Raw genomic sequence first — 18,517 nt, 5'->3', positions numbered from 1 at the left:
GCTCTCACCCCCCGGTGCGGGCCGTACGGCACGTCACCCCCCATAAGGACGAACCCGTGAGACCTCGCGCGATCCTCCTGGCCCTCGTCACCATCGCCCTCAGCCTGTACGCCCTGCCCGCCCAGGCGGCCTCCGCCACCGCGACCTTCGTGAAGGTCTCCGACTGGGGCTCGGGCTTCGAGGGCAAGGTCACCGTCACCAACGGCACCACCACCTCCATGACCGGCTGGAACGTCCAGTTCGACGTCCCGGCCGGCTTCTCGATCCCGTCCGCGTGGGACGCGGTCATGTCGAGGAGCGGCCAGCACTACACGTTCACCAACCCGAGCTGGGCGTCCCCGCTGGCGCCCGGAGCCAGCGCGAGCTTCGGCTTCAACGGCAGCCCCGGCAACTTCCCCGGCATCACCGGCTGCACCCTCAACGGCGCCTCCTGCGGCGGCGGTTCGAACCCGGGCGTTCCCGGCCAGCCGGGCGCGGTGACCACCTCGGTCACCGCCTCCAGCATCGCGTTGAGCTGGGGTGCCGCCAGCGGCACGGTGACCGGCTACCGCGTCTACGAGGGCGCCGCTGTCAAGGCCACGGTCACGGGCACCTCGGCCACCCTCTCCGGCCTGGCCGCCTGCGAGACCCACACCTACACGGTCAGGGCGTACAACGCCCAGGGCGAGTCGCCCGGCCGGGACGCCACCGCCACCACCAGCGGCTGCACGGGCGGCGGGACGCTGCCCAGGCACTTCCTCACCGGCTACTGGCACAACTTCGTCAACCCGGCCGTCGAGCTCAAGCTGTCGGCCGTCCCCGCCGAGTACGACCTGGTGGCGATCGCCTTCGGCGAGGCTACGGCCACGGCGGGCGAGGTCGTGTTCGGGGTCGACGCCGGGCTGGCCGCCGCGGTCGGCGGCTACACCGACGCCCAGTTCAAGGCCGACGTTCAGGCCCTGCACCAGCGCGGCAAGAAGGTCATCCTGTCCGTGGGCGGCGAGGCGGGCCGCGTACAGGTGGCGAGCGCCGCGGCGGCGACGAGATTCGCCGACTCGGTGTACGCGCTCATGCAGAGCCACGGCTTCGACGGCGTGGACATCGACCTGGAGAACGGCCTCAACGCCACCTACATGGCCCAGGCCCTCCGGTCGCTGCGCGCCAAGGCCGGCTCCGGGCTGATCATCACCATGGCCCCGCAGACCATCGACATGCAGTCGACCGGGATGGAGTATTTCAAGCTCGCCCTGTCGATCAAGGACATCCTCACGGTCGTCCACACCCAGTTCTACAACTCCGGCTCCATGCTCGGTTGCGACCAGGCCCAGGCGTACGCGCAAGGCACGGTCAACTTCATGACCGCGCTGGCCTGCATCCAGCTCGAGAACGGCCTGCGCCCCGACCAGGTGGCGCTGGGCCTGCCCGCCGGGCCGGGCGCCGCGGGCGGGGGCGTCGTCGCGCCCTCCCTCGTCAACCAGGCGCTCGACTGCCTGGCCAAGCGGACCGGCTGCGGGACCTTCGTGCCACCGCGCGCCTACCCGGACATCAGGGGCGCGATGACCTGGTCCATCAACTGGGACGCCAGCAACAACTGGTCGTTCTCCAAGACCGTCAAGCCCCACCTCCAGGGAATGCCATGAGATTTCGCAGCAGACTCACCGCCTTGGCGGCCGGCCTGGTCCTCACCCTGACCGGCGCCGGGCTCGCCACCGGCGTGCCCTCGGCGTACGGCGCCGTCCAGCAGATGGCCGCCGCGTGGGCGCCGTGGACCGCGTACGCCACCGGCGCGGTCGTCACCTACAACGGCGTCGACTACGTATGTCTCCAGGCGCACACCTCCCAGCCCGACTGGGAGCCGCCGAACGTGCCCGCCCTCTGGAAGCAGTCCACGGGCGGCGGCACCGACACCACCGCGCCGTCGGTGCCCGGCGACCTCCGCTCGACCGGCGTCACCTCCAGCAGCGTCGCCCTTGCCTGGAACGCCTCCACCGACAACGTGGGCGTCACCGGCTACAACGTCTACCGCGGCGGCACCCTCGTCACGACGGCGACGGGCACCACCTACACCGACACGGGCCGGGCGGCGAACACCAGCTACACCTACACCGTCCGGGCCCGCGACGCGGCCGGCAACCTGTCCGGCGTGAGCAACTCCGTCACGGCCACCACCTCCGGCGGCACCGGCGCCCCCGGCCAGCCGGGCTCGGTGACCACCTCGGTCACCGCCTCCAGCATCGCACTGAGCTGGGGCGCCTCCAGCGGCACGGTGACCGGCTACCGCGTGTACGAGGGGTCGGCGCAGCGGGCCCAGGTCACCGGCACCAGCGCGACGATCTCGGGGCTGGGCGCGTGCACGACGCACACGTACACGGTGCGGGCCTACAACTCGGCGGGCGAGTCGGCCGGCCGGGACGCCACCGCCACCACCTCGGGCTGCACCAACCCCGGCAAGATGGCCGGCGCGCCCTACCTCTACATGGGCTGGGGCAACCCGCCCAACCCGGGCACGGTCATGGACGCGACCGGCGTCAGGTCGTTCACGATGGCGTTCATTCTGTCCAGCGGCGGCTGCACCCCGGCCTGGGACGGCAACCGCGCGCTGACCGGCGGCGCCGACCAGCAGGCGATCAACACGATCAAGTCCAAGGGCGGCAACGTCCAGATCTCCTTCGGCGGCTGGTCCGGCAACAAGCTCGGCCCCAACTGCTCCACGCCGCAGGCTTTCGCGGGCGCGGTGCAGCAGGTCATCAACGCCGTCGGCCCCGCCGTGGTGGACTTCGACATCGAGAACACCGACGAGTTCGAGAACTACACCGTCCAGGACCGCATCCTGAACGGCCTCAAGATCGTCAAGCAGAACAACCCGAACGTCAAGGTCGTCGTCACCTTCGGCACCACCCGTACCGGCCCGAACGCCCACGGCATCCGGCTCATCAACCAGTCCAGGGCGCTCGGCGTGCCGATCGACAACTACACGATCATGCCGTTCGACTTCGGCAGCCCGAACATCTACCAGGACACGGTCAACGCCTCCGAGGGCCTCAAGAACGCCCTCAAGAGCGCCTTCGGCTGGACGGACGCCCAGGCGTACGCCCGCATGGGCATCTCGGGCATGAACGGACTGTCGGACCAGCAGGAGCTGACCACGCCGGCCACCTGGACCCAGATCCGCGACTGGGCCCGGGCCAGGGGCCTGACCAGGTTCGCGTACTGGGCCGTCAACCGCGACCGCCCCTGCCCGGGCGGCGGCGTCGTCTCCAACTGCAGCGGCATCGCCCAGGGCGACTGGGAGTTCACCCGCATCACCGCCGGTTTCTGACCCACTGAGCGGCCCGCCTCCCACCAGGGGGCGGGCCCTCTTCCATAGGAGCGTGAGGAACCCATGAACCTCCGAGGACCGGCGGTCCTACTCACCGCGGCCCTGATCGCCCTCCACGCCACCCCCGCTATGGCGGCAAATATCCTCACCAATCCGGGCTTCGAGTCCGGTCTGTCGGGCTGGAGTTGTACCGGTGGGCAGGTGGTCTCGTCTCCGGTGCATGGTGGTTCTCGTGCGTTGCAGGCGACTCCGCAGGGCAGTGACTACGCTCGTTGTCAGCAGGTCGTGACGGTGCGGCCGAACACGACGTATCAGTTGTCGGCGTGGGTGCAGGGCGACTATGTCTTCCTGGGCGCGACCGGCACGGGGGTGAACGCCAGCACGTGGGGTGCTCCGGGTGGTGCGTGGGGTCAGCTCAGGACGTCGTTCACCACGGGTGCTTCGACCACGTCGGTGTCGGTTCATGTCAACGGCTGGTACGGCCAGGGCGCTTATCACGCCGATGACGTGGTGCTCGACGGCCCGGGTGGGACTCCTGACACGCAGGCTCCGTCCGTGCCCGGCGGTCTGTCGGCCGGTGGTGCCACGTCCTCGTCGCTCACGCTGAGCTGGTCGGCCTCGACCGACAACGTCGGCGTCGCCCACTACGAGCTCTCCCGCGACAACGGCGCCCCCGTGACCGTCACCGGGACGAGTCACCAGGCGACCGGGCTGGCCGCGTCCACCACGTACCGCTTCAAGGTCCGCGCCTGCGACGCCGCCGGCAACTGCTCGGCCTACACCCCCGAAGCGAGCGGCACCACGACCGGGGGAGGGGGCGGGCCGTCGAAGCGGCTCATGGTGGGCTACCTGCACGCCTCGTTCGCCAACGGGTCCGGATATATCAGGATGAGCGATGTGCCCGGCGAGTGGGACATCATCAACCTCGCCTTCGGCGAACCCACCTCGGTCACCTCCGGCGACATCAGGTTCCGCCAGTGCCCGGCCGCCGAATGCCCGAACGTCGAGCCCGAGGCCGACTTCATCGCCGCCATCAGGGCCAAGCAGGCCCAGGGCAAGAAGGTGCTGATCTCGATCGGCGGCCAGAACGGCCAGGTGCAGCTCACCACCCCGGCCGCCCGCGACAAGTTCGTCGAGTCGGTCGCCGCCATCATCGACCGCTACGGCCTCGACGGCCTCGACATCGACTTCGAGGGCCACTCCCTCTACCTCAACCCCGGCGACACCAGCCTGGCCAACCCGGCCACCCCGGTCATCGTCAACCTCATCGCGGCCCTGAAGTCGCTCAAGAGCCGCTACGGCGCCGCGTTCACGCTCACCATGGCCCCCGAGACGTTCTTCGTCCAGCTCGGCTACCAGTTCTACGGCCCGGGGCCGAACGGCGCGGCCGACAGCAGGAGCGCCTCCTACCTGCCCGTCATCCACGCCATGCGCAACGACCTGACCCTGCTCCACGTGCAGGACTACAACTCGGGGCCGATCAAGGGCCTCGACGACCAGTACCACACGATGGGCGGGCACGACTTCCACGTGGCCATGACGGACATGCTGCTGGCCGGTTTCCCGATCATGGGCAACCCGGCCAACGTGTTCCCGCCGCTGCGGCAGGACCAGGTGGCCATCGGGCTGCCCGCCTCGGTGAACGCGGGCAACGGGTTCACGACCGTCGCCGAGGTGCAGAAGGCGTTCGACTGCCTGGCCAAGGGGACCAACTGCGGGACGTACCGGCCGCGCGGTGTCTATCCGGGGCTGCGGGGACTGATGGCCTGGTCGATCAACTGGGACAGGTACAACGGGTACGAGTTCTCCCGGAGCCACCGGGCGTACCTGAACGCCCTCAACTGAAGCGGACGAGCTGGGTGGGCTTGAGCGGGATGCCCAGGCCGGGCGGGCGGTAGGTGGGCAGGGCCTCGCCGTACTCGTGCATCCAGGCGTGGTCCACCAGCAGCCGCATCCGCTCGGCCGCCCGCACCCCGCCCGGTGCGGCCGGGGTCAGGCCACCGGTCAGCCTGGCCATGGCCGCGGCCACCAGCTCCGGGTCGGGCGGCGACAGGTCGCAGTGGTCGTCGGGCCCGATGAGCAGGTCCACGTCCGGCGGCAGCGGGTAGATCGGCCGCGGCAGGGCCAGCACGCGCGGCGGCGGCGCCATCGGCCAGCCGTCGCGCACCGCCTCCAGCAGCACCGAGCGCGACGTCCTGCGCGCGAACAACCCCTCCGCCAGCGCCCAGCTCAGCGCCCCCACGTCGGCGAGGTCCTCACCACAGGCGTGCAGGCACAGGTACGGCACCAGCGGGATCCCCGCCCCGCCCGCCTGCGCCCACCCGCCGCCGCACCCGGTCAGCACCAGCAGGGCCAGCATCGCCCGGTACGCGGTGTCGGCATGCGGCGTCTCCAGCCGCCCCGGCACGATCACGCACCGCCCGCCGGTCTTCTCGGCCGTCACCCCCAGCTCCCGCGCCGTCTTGAGCGCCCGCGACCCGGCCACCCCGGTGTAGACCTCCTGCCAGGCCGGCGTGTACGGCTCCGCCCGGTCGTCGTACCCGGACGGCCAGACCCCCGGCAGCCCTGGCCGCGCCACACCATAGGCCGCCAGCAACAGGTCGAACACGGTCGTCACCAGCTCGTCGCCGTCGCGCAGCACCGGCACACCGCGCCGCAGCACCCCCGGCCCGTCGTCGAAGCGCGGCAGCAGCACCTCCACCGCCTCCCCGCCGTACACGCTGAGCCGCCCGAACGCCCCGCCCGTCAGCCCGCCCGGCACGTACGCCTCCTCACGCTCCCGCAGCCGCACCAGGAACGGCAGGTCCGTGCGCTCCATGGCGTGCCCGTCGAACGGCGTCCGGTCCAGGAAGAACTCCTTGAGCAGCACGTGCCCCATGGCCATGGCCAGCGCGCCGTCCGTGCCGGGGCGCACCACCAGCGTCTCGTCCGACAGCCGCGTCGGGTGCGTGCCGATCGCGACCACCTTCTGGCCCTTGTAGCGCCCGGCGATCACCCAGGGCGTGTCCGCCGTGCGTACCAGCCGGTTGTTCTCCCCCCACAGCAGCACGTACGCCGCCCGCGCCCAGTCGTCGGCCCCGGGACCGGTGAAGCGCGGCCCCAGCACCTGCTCGGGCGCGCAGGGGTGCTCGGTCAGCACCGCGCCCCCGAGCCCGCCCACCAGCCCCGCCAGCGGCGAGGTGGCCAGCGCCGCCACCCGCTCGGCGCCGTGGCGGCCGGCGGTGTGCACGATCGCCGCCGCCGCCAGCTCCGCCGCCGTGCCGTCGTCCAGGGGCACCCGGCGCTCGCCCCGGGCCTGACGATATTGCTGTGAGTTCCCTGTGAGTTTCGCCCAGGCCTCGACCGGGTCGCGCCACCCCTCTCTCACCTCGAAGTAGAGCCTGACCAGTGCCTGGTTGACCTGCGATCCCCCCATGGAAAAAGTTCAACACAGACGGTGATGTCGTATGCGGATACGTGTCGGCATGTCGGGGATAAGAATTGGAAGCCCAGGTGGCGGCAGTCTCCAGCTTGCGGCAGGCTAGAGGCCGCCATGGATTACGCAGTCATCACGGGGATCGTCCTCGTCGCCGGTGTCGTACTCGCCCTCATCGCCCAGTGGCGTGACTGGCGGCCCCCACTCGTGGTCGCCATTCTCGTGGGCATCGTCGTGCGCGTGCTCATCATGTACCTGTCGGCGATCGACTCCTGGCAGCCCGTCGACTTCATGGAGAGCTTCAAGCCCGCGGGCGAGGCCGTGCTGCGGGGCGAGGACCCGGTGCTGGCCAGCGAGGGCGGCTGGCACTTCCTGCCGACCATCCCCTACGTCTACGGCATCCTGCTGTGGCTCGGCATCCCCTGGGAATACGCCGGCCGCCTGGTCACCGTGGTCGCCGACATCGTGCTCATCCCGCTGGTCGCCAAGCTGGCCGGCGGCCCCAAGGCGTCGCTGCGCGCCCTGCAGTACGCGTTCAACCCGCTCGCCGTGCTCATCGCCTCCGTCCATGGCCAGGTGGAGCCCGTCGCGCTGGTGTTCGGCGTGGCCGCGTTCGTGGTCGCCCGCGGCCCCGGCGACCCCGACCGCCCCGGCATGCTCACCGACGTGGTCGGCAAGGTGCGCAACGGCGTGGCGGCCTACGGCGTCCGCGCCTCGGTCCCGCGCGTGATCGGCCGCGGCGGAATGCTGCACCGCGCCCTGATGCCCGCCGACAACGACCGGGCCGACCTCAGGCGCGGCGCGCTGGCCGGGCTGCTCATGGGCCTGGCGCTGTGCGCGAAGAGCTGGCCGATCTGGCTGATCCCCGGCCTGCTGCTGCTCCTGCCCAACCTGCGCTCCCGGGTCGTCGCCCTGTTCACCACCGGGCTGGTGCCGATCTTCTTCCTGGTGACGCTGCCGATCTTCGCCGGCACCAGGCTCGACCAGATCCCGGCGGTCATCGACACGATCCGCGACATCCGGCCGATCGTGGGCGAGTGGGGCTACACGCCCTGGTTCACCGGGGGCGACTGGGCCCTGCGTCCCGACCTGGCCTCGTTCGGCACCAACCTCATCTACCTCAGCGTCATCGGCGTCGTCCTCTACTGGCGGCGCGCCGACCCGATCGACATGACCACGGCCATCCTGCTGGTGTTCATGGTCATGACGCCCCGGCTCGGCGCCCAATACCTGCTGTGGTTCATGCCGTTCCTGGTCGCCCGGCCCACCAGGTTCGCCTGGCCGGCGATCGTGGGCGTCTCGCTCTGGTCCGGCTACGGCTATCTCTACATGACGCAGTTCGACGTCAACACGTGGTGGGCGCTGCACCAGGACTGGTCGCGAGCCTCGATCGTGCTGCTGCCGATCCTGGCGCTGGCCATGCCGTGGGGCCGCCGCATCGCGACGGCGGCCCCCGCACTGGCCACCCCGGTCAAGCCCGCCGGCCAGGCCAAGATCACCTCACCGGCATAGGCGCTCCCACAACACGACCCACTGCTCGGGGTGGACGTGGCCCACGACGGTGTCGCGGGCCACGTCGGCGGCCGCCAGCGCGGCGTCGACGCCCGGGTAGTGGGTCTTCAGCGAAGCCCGCACCGAGCCGCCGATCCCGGCGAAGCCCACCTCGACCAGTTCCTGGTAGGAGCGGCGGTCGTGGACGAGCGGCTCGGGCCTGCGCTCGACGCGCAGGATCGCCGAGTCCACCGACGGGACGGGGCGGAAGCTCTCCCTGCCCACCATGTCGCCGAGCCGCCAGCCGAACCACGGCCACGACTCGACCGTGACCAGCGTCCACCGGCCGTAGTCGCCGGCGCGCTTGCGGGCGTACTCCCGCTGCGTGAGCAGCGTCGCCGAGGTCAGGGCCGGCGCCCGCAGGCACCAGTCCACGATTCTCGACGTGATCGCGTAAGGGATGTTCCCCACGACCGCGAACGGCTCGCGCGGCGCTCGTACGGTGGTGAAGTCGGCCCTCACCACCTCGATCCGGTCGTCGCCCCGCGTCCGCGAGGCCAGCCGGCCGGCCAGCCTCGGATCGACCTCGTAGGCGACGACCCGCGCGCCCGCCTCGGCCAGCGCGAAGGTGAGCGGCCCCTCACCGGGTCCCGGCTCCAGCACGAGCCCCTCGGGAGCGGCGGCCTTCACCATCAGGTCGATGGCATGCCTGTCGACCAGGAAGTTCTGCGAAAGCGTGCGCCGTGCCCGATCCGCGGGCGTACGGCCGCCACCACCGCCGTTCCTGGCCTTCTTCTGGGTGTGTGAATAGTTTCCGTGTGCGAAATTCTGCGCCACAGCACTGCCCTTCCGGGTCTTCGAGAGTGAACGGTTCTCGAAGGGCCCTGGGCACGCGTGCGGACGCGGCGCCTCAGGTCATCGCGTCCGCTAGCGGGCCAGAGCCCGGCCGTGGCGGATGCGAATGAAAACCTGGCAGCTGAACATGGAAGACATGCCGGTCACTCTAGGCCGGGCCTGGTCAGGCGGGCAAAGGATTAAACCGGATGCGGCTCGACTCGCTGGGCCTCGCATGCGTGACGCTGCTCGGCACCCAGCTCGCCCCCGAAGACCTGATCGGCCTGCCCGAGCGGGAGCACGCCTTCCTGATCCCCCAGGGCGCCTCCCTGCCGTTCCGGCCGGGCGGCCCGGTGTTCCACCTGAAATGAGGCTTTGAGCCGGCATTGAGGTGGCTTGGGTAGACCTTGGAGCATGGACCGACCGGCCAGGGTGCTCGTCGTGGACGACGAGCCGAACATCCGCGCCCTGCTCTCCCAGACCCTGCGACTGGTCTCGTTCGAGGTCAGGACGGCGGAGACCGGCGCCGAGGCGGTGACCGCCGCCAGGGAGTTCAACCCCGACATCGTGGTGCTCGACGTGATGCTGGAGGACTTCGACGGGTTCGAGGTCGCCAGGCGGCTCGGCGAGCGCGTCCCCGTGCTGTTCCTGACGGCCCGCGACCGCGTCGAGGACCGCGTACAGGGGCTCACGCTGGGCGCCGACGACTACGTGGCCAAGCCGTTCAGCCTGGAGGAGGTCGTGCTGCGCATCCGCGCCATCCTGCGGCGCAGCCTCAAGGCCCCCGAGCACGGCATCCTGCGCCACGCCGACCTGGAGCTGGATCCCCACGCCCACGAGGTACGCCGGGCCGGGGTGCCCGTGGACCTGTCGCCCACCGAGTTCAACCTGCTCGAATACCTGCTCACGAACGCCGGCCGGGTGGTGAGCAAGGCGCAGATCCTCGACAGCGTCTGGCGCTACGACTTCGACGGCGACTCCAGCATCGTCGAGTCGTACGTCTACTACCTGCGCAAGAAGATCGACAAGTTCGACCCGCAGCTCATCCACACCGTACGCGGTGTCGGCTACACGCTGAGGACCCCCCGGTGAGGCCCGCCGCGTGGACCCTGCGCACCCGCCTGGTCATGGCCGTGCTGGGCCTGGCCGCCGTCGGGCTCCTGCTGTCCAACGTCGTCGGCGTCATGCTGCTGCGCGACAACCTGATGTCCCGCGTGGACGGGCAGCTCCAGCAGATCTCCAAGATCGCCTCCGTCAAGGGCGTCCAGGCGCTCACGCCGCTGCCGATCGGGGCGAACGACGTCTACGACGTGCTCACCAAGCGCATCGCCGCCATCCAGCAGATCATGATCTACAGCCCCGACGGCACCCTCCAGTTCCGCAGCAACGCCGACCGCAGCCAGCCCGCCCCCGTCATCGACGAGCTCGTCACCGGCGTCTCCTACACGGTGCCGGGCACCACGGGCGCCTCCTGGCGGATCCGCGCCACCGAGCTGCCCAACGGCAACCGCTGGGTGTTCGCGCAGTCCCTCGCCGAGCTGGAGCAGACCCAGACCTCGGCCGTCGCCATCGCCGCCGCCGTGAGCGTGTTCGTGCTGCTCCTGATCGGGCTGGCCGCCAACGCCGTCGTACGCCTCGGCCTGCGCCCCCTCACCCGGATGGAGTCCACGGCCGGCCACATCGCCCGGGGCGACTTCGCCCGCCGCGTCCACGCCCACGACCCGCACACCGAGCCCGGCCGCCTGGCCACGGCCATGAACGTCATGCTCGACCGCCTCCAGTCCGAGATCGCCGCCAGGACCGACTCCGAGACCCGCATGCGGCGCTTCCTCGCCGACGCCTCCCACGAGCTGCGCACCCCGCTCACCTCCGTACGCGGCTTCGCCGAGCTGCACCGCAGGGGCGGCGGCGACGCCGACGAGGCGATGCGCAGGATCGAGGACGCGGCCGCCCGGATGGGCGTGCTGGTCAACGACCTGCTCACGCTGGCCCAGCTCGACGAGGAACGTCCGCTCGACCTGGGCCGCGTGGACCTGCTCGAGGTGGCCGCCGACACGATCCGCGACGCCCGCGTCCGCGTACCGGACCGGCAGGTCAGGCTGGCCGGGGTCGGCGACCGGCTCGCCCCGGTCTCGGTCGTGGGCGACGAGGCGCGCCTGCGCCAGGTGGCGGTCAACCTCGTCGGCAACGCGCTCTGCCACACGCCGCCCGACGCCACCGTCACGGTCAGGGTGGGCCGGCGGGGCGGCTCGGCCGTGCTGGAGGTGGCCGACACGGGGCCCGGGGTGCCGGCCGAGCACGTACCGCGCCTGTTCGACCGCCTCTACCGGGTCAGCGAGGGCAGGTCCAGGGCCGGCGGCGGCGCCGGGCTGGGCCTGGCCATCGTCTCCGCCATCGTCCGCGCCCACGGCGGCCGGGTCGAGCTGGACACCGCGCCCGGCCGGGGCGCCACCTTCCGCGTGCTCCTACCTGACTCCGAGGTGGCTCCCAGCCCACATTGAAGGGCGCTCGGCACATTCGGAGCATGCGAAAGACACTCATCCCCATCGCCCTTCTCGCCGCCCTCACGGCGGGCTGCGGCGGACAGCAGGGCGAGACCGGGGTGGCCTCCGTCGCCGTGGGCGGCACCGCCCAGCCCTCGCCCAGTGCCAGTCCGACCGGCACCGCCGACCCGCAGGAGCAGGGCAGGAAGTTCGCGCAGTGCATGCGCGAGCACGGCATCCCCATGGAGGACCCCGACCCCGACGGGGGCGGCGGCCTCACCGCGATCGGCCAGGGCAGTGACAAGGGCAAGGTCCAGGACGCGCTCGACGCCTGCCGCGCCCACGCGCCCTTCAAGGACCGCAAGGCGCTCGACCCGGAGGACGTCGACCAGCTCCGCGCGTTCGCCCAGTGCATGCGGGACAACGGCGTCGACATGCCCGATCCGAACCCCGATGGCACCCTGAGCGGCGGCGCCGGACGCAACTTCAAGCGCGACGACCCGCAGTTCAAGAAGGCGTTCGAGGTCTGCGGCAAGAAGTTCCCCAAGATGGGAGCGGCCAAGTGACACAGGTCGTCAAGGAGACCGGCAGGGCGGCACGCGTCCTGCCGCCGCGCGGCCGCCGCCCCTTGCGGATCCTGGCCTGGACGGGCGGTGCCGCGCTGCTCGCCGCCGCCGTCGCGGCCGCCGCGATCGGCTTCGGCGGCACCGGCACCGGTACGGCCGTCGCCGGCCGCACACCCCCGGCCACCGCCAAGGTCACCCGCACGACCCTGACCGAGACCAGGACCGTGGACGGCACCCTCGGCTACGGCCGGACCCTCACCGTCACCGGCAAGACCCAGGGCACGATCACCTGGCTCCCCGGCGAGGGCACCACCATCACCCGAGGCCACGGCGTCTACAGCGTGGACGCCGACCGCCGCCCCCTCCTGTACGGCACCATGCCCCTCTACCGCACCCTCGAGGACGGCGTCGAGGGCAAGGACGTCGAACTGCTCGAACGCAACCTGGACCGGCTCGGCTACACCGGTTTCGACGTGGACGACACGTTCACCTGGGCCACCAGGGAGGCGGTCGAGGACTGGCAGGAGGACCTCGGGCTCGACGTCACCGGCCGGGTCCAGCCCGGCGACGTCGTGGTGGCCGACGGCCGCATCCGCGTCGCCGACCTCAAGAAGACCCTCGGCGACAGCGCGAGCGGCCCGGTGCTCACCGCCACCGGCACCACCCGCGAGGTGCTCGTCAACCTCGACGTCGCCGACGAGCACCTGGTCAGGAAGGGCATGAAGGCGACCGTCGAACTCCCGGACGGCGGCACGGTCAATGGCAAGGTGACCGGCGTGGGCAAGGTCGCCACCGAGACCACGACCGGCAACGACAGCACCACCACGGTCGAGGTCACGGTGTCGGTGAGCGGGCTGAAGAAGTCGTTCGACGCCGCGCCCGTGGACGTGACGATCGTCTCCGACCAGCGCGAGGACGTCCTGGCCGTGCCCGTCGGCGCGCTGGTGGCGCTGGCCGAGGGCGGCTACGGCGTACAGGTCGTCGAGGGCTCGTCCACCCGCTACGCCGCGGTCGGGACCGGCATGTTCGCCGACGGCAAGGTCGAGGTCACCGGCCTGGCGGAGGGCATGACCGTGGCGGTGCCCAAGTGATCGCCGAACTGCGCGACGTCAGCAGACGGTACGGCGACGTCGCCGCGCTCAGCGGCGTCTCCCTGGGCATCGAGCAGGGCGAGCTCGTCGGCATCGTGGGGCCGTCCGGGTCGGGCAAGTCGACCATGCTCAACATGATCGGCACCCTCGACCGGCCGTCGGGCGGCACCGTCCGCATCGCCGGGCACGACGTGCTCTCCCTCACCGACCGGAGACTGTCCGCCCTGCGCGCGAACGTCATCGGCTTCGTCTTCCAGCAGTTCCACCTGGCCGCCGGGGTGCCCGCGCTGGACAACGTGGCCGACGGGCTGCTGTACGCGGGGCCGTCGCTGAAGGAGCGGCGGCTGCGGGCGTACGACGCGCTCGAACGGGTGGGGCTCGGCCACCGGCTCGGCCACCGCCCGCACGAGCTGTCCGGCGGCGAGCGGCAGCGCGTGGCCATCGCCCGCGCCGTCGTCGGCGACCCGCGGCTCCTGCTGGCCGACGAGCCGACCGGCAACCTCGACTCCCGCTCGGGGGCCGGGGTGATGGAGCTGCTGCGCGGGCTCCACGCGGGCGGCACCACCGTGGTCGTCATCACCCACGACCGCGACATCGCCGCCTCGCTGCCCCGCCAGGTCGAGATGCTCGACGGCCGCGTCGTGGAAGGAGCACGGACGTGAGCGTCCTCGTACCGGCCCCCGACCTGGAGCTCGTCCCCGTCGACGAGGTGGAAGGAGCACGGACATGACCGTCCTCGTACCCGCCCGGATGCGGCCGCGCGACGTGGTCAGGGTCGGCGGGTCCGGTCTGCGGGCCAGGCCGTTGCGCGTGTTCCTGTCGGCGCTCGGGATCGCCATCGGCATCGCCGCCATGCTCGGCGTCGTCGGCATCTCCGCCTCCAGCCAGGAGGACCTCAACCGGCAACTCGAAGCGCTCGGCACGAACCTGCTCACGGTCGCACCCGGCCAGAGCCTGTTCGGCGAGGCGTCCCACCTGCCCGCCGAGTCGGAGGGCAGGATCGGCCAGATCGCCCCCGTCACCGCGGTCACCGCGACCGGCGGCACGCCCGCCAGGGTCTACCGCAACGACCACATCCCGCCGGCCGAGACGGGCAGCATCTCCGTCACCGCCGCCCGGCTCGACCTGCTCAAGGACGTCGGCGCCGGCGTCGTCAGCGGCGCCTGGCTGAACGAGGCCACCCACCGTCACCCGGCCACCGTGCTCGGCGCGAAGGCCGCCGACCGGCTCGGCGTCGTCCAGGCCGGCCCCGACCAGCGCGTCTGGCTGGGCGGCCAGTGGTTCACGGTCGTGGGCGTGCTCGCCCCCGCCCCGCTGGCCCCCGAGCTCGACACGGCCGCGCTGGTCGGCTGGCCGGTCGCGGAGGAGCGGCTCGGCTTCGACGGCTACGCGACCACCATCTACGCCAGGGCGCGGGAGGCGTACGTCGTCCAGGTACGCGACGTGCTCGCCGCCACCGCGAACCCCGAGAAGCCCAACGAGGTCGAGGTCTCCAGGCCGTCCGACGTGCTGGCCGCCAAGCAGGCCACCGACGCCACCCTGAACGCCCTCCTGCTCGGCCTCGGCGGCGTCGCGCTCCTGGTCGGCGGCGTGGGAGTGGCCAACACGATGGTCATCTCGGTCCTGGAGCGCCGCGCCGAGATCGGCCTGCGCCGCTCCCTGGGGGCCACGCGCGGCCAGATCCGCGTGCAGTTCCTGGCCGAGTCGCTGCTGCTGTCGGCCATCGGCGGCGTGGGCGGCGTGCTGCTCGGGATCGGCGTCACGGCCGCGTACGCGGGGCTGCGGGGCTGGCCCGCCGTCGTCCCCGTCTGGGCCATGCTCGGCGGCGTCGTCGCCACGCTGATCATCGGGGGCATCGCCGGCTTCTACCCGGCGGTACGCGCGGCCCGGATGTCACCCACGGAGGCCCTCGCCACACCGTGAACCCCTCGTGAGGCGTGTCCGATTCTTACAGTGTCCGATTCTTACAAGAGCACCGCGCCACACCGGGGGTAGCGTCACCGTCATCACCGGCTCTCTCCTCTGAACAGGATTTCGTGGACATGGACGTACTCGACCGGTTCGAGACCTACCTGCGGCTCAACGGCAGGCTCATCGACCGGCTGCGCTTCGAGGCGCTGTTCCGGGGCGGCCCCCGCGAACGGGTGCTCGACGTGCTGAGCTGCTACCAGAACGCCGACGGCGGGTTCGGCAACGCGCTCGAACCCGACCTGCGCGGCGCGGGCAGCCAGCCGGAGCCGGTGGAGGTGGCGTTCTGGATCCTGGACGAGCTCGACGCGTTCGACTCGCCGATGGTGCCCGCCGCCTGCGACTACCTGGCCTCGATCAGCACGCCGGAGGGCGGCGTGCCGTTCGTGCTGCCCTCCGTCAGGGACACGCCGCACGCCCCCTGGTGGCAGACGGCCGATGACCCGCCCGCCAACCTCATCCCGACCGCGTCGATCGCCGGGCTGCTGCACAAGCACGGGATCACGCACCCGTGGCTGGCCGGCGCCACCGACTTCTGCTGGTCGCGGATCGCCGCGATGGAGGAACTGGAGGCGTACGAGGCGCTGGCGGTGGTGACGTTCCTGAACCTGGTGCCCGACAGGGGGCGCGCGGAGGCGGAGTTCGGCCGGCTGCGGGAGGCCATCCTGGCCAAGGTCGCCTTCGACCTGGACGCGCCCGGTCACGTGCACTTCCCGCTGGACTTCGCGTCAGCGCCGCTGCGGCTGCCGCTGTTCGGCCAGGACGTGCTGGATCCGCATCTGGACGCGTACCTGGACACGCGGTTCGAGGGGGAGGGCGGCTGGGGCGTCAACTGGTCGATCTGGACGCCGGTGGTCGCCCACGAGTGGGGCGGCCACATCGCGGTGCAGCGACTCAAGACGCTGCGCGCGTACGGACGGCTGCCGGGCTGAGACGGTACTGCCGGGGGCCGCGCAGGACGGACGGTTTCCCGGGGACCGTTCGCGACGGGCGGTCCCCGGCTGAAGCCGTTCTGTCGGAGGGGTCGCGTACGTTGGAGGTATGTACGTCGAACGGCCTCCGGGAGCGGACCTCGCCGACCGCGTCGCCTGCGAATGGCGCCGCGCCGGCGACACGGACCTCACGGCCCTGGTCGTGCCCGACGCCTGCGTCGACCTCATCTGGGGCCCGTCCGGCCCGTTCGTGGCCGGGCCCGACACGGGGCCGATGCCGGTGTCCATGCGGGCGGGCGACACGCTGGTGGGCATCCGCTTCAAGCCCGGCGCGGTCGGCGACTTCTTCGGCGTCCCCCTGACCGACCTCCGCGACGCACGCGTCCCCCTGCGCGACCTCCCCGGCCACGACACCTTCCTGTCCGAGCTCGCCGAACAGGCCGCCGAGCACGCGCCCGCAGCGCAACCCGGACTCACCGAGCGTCCCGACCTCACCGCCCTGCCGGGGCTCACCGAGCACCCCGCGTCCACAGAGGCCCGGTCGCACGCCCTGCGCGCCGCCGTCAGGCGGCGCCTCATGCGCTCGACCGCCACCGACCCCGCCGCCCCCGTCATCGCCTCTGCCCTGCGCAAGGGCGGCACGGTGACCGAGGTGGCCTGGGCCCTCGGCTTCAGCGAACGCCAGCTCCAGCGCCGCAGCCTGACCTCCTTCGGCTACGCGCCCAAGACGCTGCAGCGCATCGTCCGCTTCCAGCGCGCGCTGAAGCTGGCCCGCGCGGGCGTCCCGCTGGCCGAGGTGGCCGCCACGGCCGGCTACACCGACCAGGCCCACCTGGCCAATGACGTCAAGCGGCTGAGCGGCGTGCCCATGCGGCAGCTCATCTGACGCTGCCGGGCATCCGGCCCGACACCAGCGCCTGCACCCAGGTGGCGTCCGGATCGCTGTCGATGAGCAATGCCCGCGTCAGCAGACTCAGCGGAATGGCGAGAATCGCGCCCAGCGCGCCGAGCACGAAAGTCCAGACGATCAGCGAGATGAACGTCATCGTCGTGGAAAGCCCGACGGCGTCCCCCAGGAATTTCGGCAGAATGAACGACTGGGTCACGACATTGATGACGATATAAGCGGCGACGACGAGCAACATCGTCTGCACGCCGCCGTCGAGCAGGGCGAGCATGGCCGGCGGGAGCAGCGCGATCACGAAACCGATGTTGGGAATGTAGTTGGCGATGAGCGCCAGCACCCCCCACAGCAGCGGCAGCGGCACGTCCAGCAGAGACAGGGCGATCATGTCCAGGACCGCATTGATCAACCCGAACACGGTCGAGACAATGAGATAACGCCGCGTCTTGTGCGCGAACGTGGCCAGCGCCGTCACCAATCCGGGCCGGCCGCCTTCTCCGGTGGTGAGGATTCTCGCGGTGATCGGCGCGTCGAGACACATCGCCAGCACCAGCACCACAATGAGAAAAAGCGCCGAGAGAACCCCGATCAGACTCCCCAGCAGACTTTGCACCAGCCCGAGGATCCTGCCCGGGTCGAACGCCTGCAGCCCCTTGCTGAGCATCTCGTCACTGAGCCCCTGCGCCGTGGCCCACTGCTGGGCCTCGACGAGGAGCTGCTGGAACTGCACGGTGTACGTCGGCAGGAGCGAAGCGAGTTCGGTGGCCGAGATGGTCAGGATGCCGACCATGCCGAGGAGTACGAGCACCACGATGAGGAACGGCACCGCGACCTGGAGCCAGACGGGCGCGCCCCTGCCGTCGAGCCACCCGCGCACGGGGGAGACGGCGATGACGAGCACCAGGGCCAGCACGACGGGACCGGCGATGGAGGCGACCTCGCGTATGCCGAAGAGGACGACCACCGCCGCGGCGACGCCCACCAGGATGACGAGTGTCCGGTGTACGGGTTGATCACGCACGACCCCTACCTACCCCTGGCGGGCGGGCGAACCATCGATTTGACGGTTCCGGGGAGCGTACATAGAGTTCACCAGTCCCGCGAGGACGGTGTTCATCGCCGCTCTCACTCGGGGACGACCTCCAGACACCTTCCGCTTCGGTGAACGTGCGCGTCCACTCGGATCGGCTGGTAAGTTAGAGGGGTTGTCTCCGAAAGGGGACAGAGCTTAATTCCCGCAGAACGAGCAGGGCCGGTCAATTTGACAGGGACTTGAACGGCTGAAAGAATTAAGACACAACGAACGAAACGAAGCGAAAAGCGCCTTCTGGCGGGGATCATGTGAGTGGTTCCGGTTCGGGATGTACGCGTCCGTTTCTTGAGAACTCAACAGTGTGTTAAAAGCCAGTGCATGATGCACAACCCCGTCAAGATGGTTTATTTGGCGGATTCCTTTGGTTGACATTCATGATGTGGATGTTGGCCAGGACGTTTTCCAGACATTGTTTGGAGAGTTTGATCCTGGCTCAGGACGA

Annotated in this window: 16 protein-coding genes; 13 read left to right on the top strand and 3 right to left on the bottom strand. The window is 70.9% G+C overall.

Features of this window, described 5'->3' with window-relative positions; genetic code table 11:
• Nucleotides 1-56 precede the first annotated feature (56 nt).
• The 3 genes from AB0I15_RS02315 (at nucleotide 57) to AB0I15_RS02305 (ending at nucleotide 5,143) form a co-directional block, all read left to right on the top strand.
• On the top strand, nucleotides 57-1,619 hold the full coding sequence (locus tag AB0I15_RS02315) for a cellulose binding domain-containing protein (RefSeq protein WP_358088811.1): 1,563 nt from the start codon (nucleotides 57-59) through the stop codon (nucleotides 1,617-1,619).
• Nucleotides 1,616-3,298: a carbohydrate-binding protein gene (locus AB0I15_RS02310; RefSeq protein ID WP_358088809.1), complete on the top strand. Its 1,683-nt coding sequence runs from the start codon at nucleotides 1,616-1,618 to the stop codon at nucleotides 3,296-3,298. The genes AB0I15_RS02315 and AB0I15_RS02310 overlap by 4 nt, the downstream gene beginning before the upstream one ends.
• A gap of 63 nt (nucleotides 3,299-3,361) precedes the next feature.
• Complete coding sequence (locus AB0I15_RS02305) at nucleotides 3,362-5,143, top strand: glycosyl hydrolase family 18 protein (RefSeq protein WP_358088807.1); 1,782 nt, start codon at nucleotides 3,362-3,364, stop codon at nucleotides 5,141-5,143.
• Here the strand turns inward: AB0I15_RS02305 and AB0I15_RS02300 are convergent.
• Nucleotides 5,136-6,713, bottom strand: a complete 1,578-nt coding sequence (locus tag AB0I15_RS02300; RefSeq protein ID WP_358088804.1) for a molybdopterin-dependent oxidoreductase — start codon at nucleotides 6,711-6,713, stop codon at nucleotides 5,136-5,138. The genes AB0I15_RS02305 and AB0I15_RS02300 overlap by 8 nt on opposite strands.
• Before the next feature lie 117 nt (nucleotides 6,714-6,830).
• Between AB0I15_RS02300 and AB0I15_RS02295 the strand changes: the two genes are divergently transcribed.
• Entirely contained in the window at nucleotides 6,831-8,225 is a 1,395-nt protein-coding gene (locus tag AB0I15_RS02295) for a hypothetical protein (RefSeq protein WP_358088801.1), read from the top strand.
• Here the strand turns inward: AB0I15_RS02295 and erm are convergent.
• Nucleotides 8,214-9,041 carry an ErmE/ErmH/ErmO/ErmR family 23S rRNA (adenine(2058)-N(6))-methyltransferase gene (gene erm / locus AB0I15_RS02290; protein WP_358088799.1) on the bottom strand — a complete coding sequence of 276 codons (828 nt, stop codon included), beginning with the start codon at nucleotides 9,039-9,041 and terminating at the stop codon, nucleotides 8,214-8,216. The two genes, AB0I15_RS02295 and erm, sit on opposite strands and share 12 nt — an antisense overlap.
• Nucleotides 9,042-9,247: 206 nt before the next feature.
• Here erm and AB0I15_RS02285 point away from each other — a divergent pair, with 206 nt between their 5' ends.
• The 9 genes from AB0I15_RS02285 (at nucleotide 9,248) to AB0I15_RS02245 (ending at nucleotide 16,964) form a co-directional block, all read left to right on the top strand.
• Nucleotides 9,248-9,409 (top strand): hypothetical protein, encoded by a 162-nt coding sequence (locus AB0I15_RS02285; protein WP_358088796.1) that lies wholly within the window; start codon nucleotides 9,248-9,250, stop codon nucleotides 9,407-9,409.
• Between the two features lie 43 nt (nucleotides 9,410-9,452).
• Complete coding sequence (locus tag AB0I15_RS02280; protein WP_358088793.1) at nucleotides 9,453-10,130, top strand: response regulator transcription factor; 678 nt, start codon at nucleotides 9,453-9,455, stop codon at nucleotides 10,128-10,130.
• Entirely contained in the window at nucleotides 10,127-11,539 is a 1,413-nt protein-coding gene (locus AB0I15_RS02275; RefSeq protein WP_358088790.1) for a HAMP domain-containing sensor histidine kinase, read from the top strand. The genes AB0I15_RS02280 and AB0I15_RS02275 overlap by 4 nt, the downstream gene beginning before the upstream one ends.
• A 23-nt stretch (nucleotides 11,540-11,562) precedes the next feature.
• The gene (locus AB0I15_RS02270; protein WP_358088787.1) at nucleotides 11,563-12,087 is read left to right on the top strand and encodes a hypothetical protein; all 525 of its coding nucleotides are present in this window, start codon (nucleotides 11,563-11,565) and stop codon (nucleotides 12,085-12,087) included.
• Nucleotides 12,084-13,178, top strand: coding sequence for a peptidoglycan-binding domain-containing protein (locus tag AB0I15_RS02265; protein WP_358088784.1), 1,095 nt, complete (start codon nucleotides 12,084-12,086; stop codon nucleotides 13,176-13,178). Before AB0I15_RS02270 ends, AB0I15_RS02265 begins: the two co-directional genes overlap by 4 nt.
• On the top strand, nucleotides 13,178-13,840 hold the full coding sequence (locus tag AB0I15_RS02260) for an ABC transporter ATP-binding protein (RefSeq protein ID WP_358089832.1): 663 nt from the start codon (nucleotides 13,178-13,180) through the stop codon (nucleotides 13,838-13,840). Before AB0I15_RS02265 ends, AB0I15_RS02260 begins: the two co-directional genes overlap by 1 nt.
• Before the next feature lie 64 nt (nucleotides 13,841-13,904).
• The gene (locus AB0I15_RS02255) at nucleotides 13,905-15,101 is read left to right on the top strand and encodes an ABC transporter permease (protein ID WP_358088781.1); all 1,197 of its coding nucleotides are present in this window, start codon (nucleotides 13,905-13,907) and stop codon (nucleotides 15,099-15,101) included.
• A 119-nt stretch (nucleotides 15,102-15,220) separates the two neighbouring features.
• Nucleotides 15,221-16,078: a hypothetical protein gene (locus AB0I15_RS02250; protein ID WP_358088778.1), complete on the top strand. Its 858-nt coding sequence runs from the start codon at nucleotides 15,221-15,223 to the stop codon at nucleotides 16,076-16,078.
• Between the two features lie 109 nt (nucleotides 16,079-16,187).
• Nucleotides 16,188-16,964 (top strand): DUF6597 domain-containing transcriptional factor, encoded by a 777-nt coding sequence (locus AB0I15_RS02245; protein ID WP_358088775.1) that lies wholly within the window; start codon nucleotides 16,188-16,190, stop codon nucleotides 16,962-16,964.
• Here the strand turns inward: AB0I15_RS02245 and AB0I15_RS02240 are convergent.
• Nucleotides 16,957-18,003, bottom strand: coding sequence for an AI-2E family transporter (locus tag AB0I15_RS02240; protein WP_358088773.1), 1,047 nt, complete (start codon nucleotides 18,001-18,003; stop codon nucleotides 16,957-16,959). The two genes, AB0I15_RS02245 and AB0I15_RS02240, sit on opposite strands and share 8 nt — an antisense overlap.
• Between the last annotated feature and the right edge of the window lie 514 nt (nucleotides 18,004-18,517).

The sequence above is a fragment of the Nonomuraea sp. NPDC050643 genome, from assembly GCF_040654715.1.
GTDB lineage: Bacteria > Actinomycetota > Actinomycetes > Streptosporangiales > Streptosporangiaceae > Nonomuraea.
The sequence above is the reverse complement of the archived record's forward strand: the minus strand, read 5'-3'. Positions and strand labels throughout refer to the sequence as shown.

Excerpts from the sequence above, each read along its gene's own strand:
- AB0I15_RS02310 (WP_358088809.1), top strand. The coding sequence starts at position 1,616 with ATGAGATTTCGCAGCAGACTCACCGCCTTGGCGGCCGGCCTGGTCCTC.
- AB0I15_RS02305 (WP_358088807.1), top strand. The coding sequence starts at position 3,362 with ATGAACCTCCGAGGACCGGCGGTCCTACTCACCGCGGCCCTGATCGCC.
- AB0I15_RS02300 (WP_358088804.1), bottom strand. The coding sequence starts at position 6,713 with ATGGGGGGATCGCAGGTCAACCAGGCACTGGTCAGGCTCTACTTCGAG.
- AB0I15_RS02295 (WP_358088801.1), top strand. The coding sequence starts at position 6,831 with ATGGATTACGCAGTCATCACGGGGATCGTCCTCGTCGCCGGTGTCGTA.
- AB0I15_RS02285 (WP_358088796.1), top strand. The coding sequence starts at position 9,248 with ATGCGGCTCGACTCGCTGGGCCTCGCATGCGTGACGCTGCTCGGCACC.
- AB0I15_RS02280 (WP_358088793.1), top strand. The coding sequence starts at position 9,453 with ATGGACCGACCGGCCAGGGTGCTCGTCGTGGACGACGAGCCGAACATC.
- AB0I15_RS02270 (WP_358088787.1), top strand. The coding sequence starts at position 11,563 with ATGCGAAAGACACTCATCCCCATCGCCCTTCTCGCCGCCCTCACGGCG.
- AB0I15_RS02255 (WP_358088781.1), top strand. The coding sequence starts at position 13,905 with ATGACCGTCCTCGTACCCGCCCGGATGCGGCCGCGCGACGTGGTCAGG.
- AB0I15_RS02250 (WP_358088778.1), top strand. The coding sequence starts at position 15,221 with ATGGACGTACTCGACCGGTTCGAGACCTACCTGCGGCTCAACGGCAGG.
- AB0I15_RS02245 (WP_358088775.1), top strand. The coding sequence starts at position 16,188 with ATGTACGTCGAACGGCCTCCGGGAGCGGACCTCGCCGACCGCGTCGCC.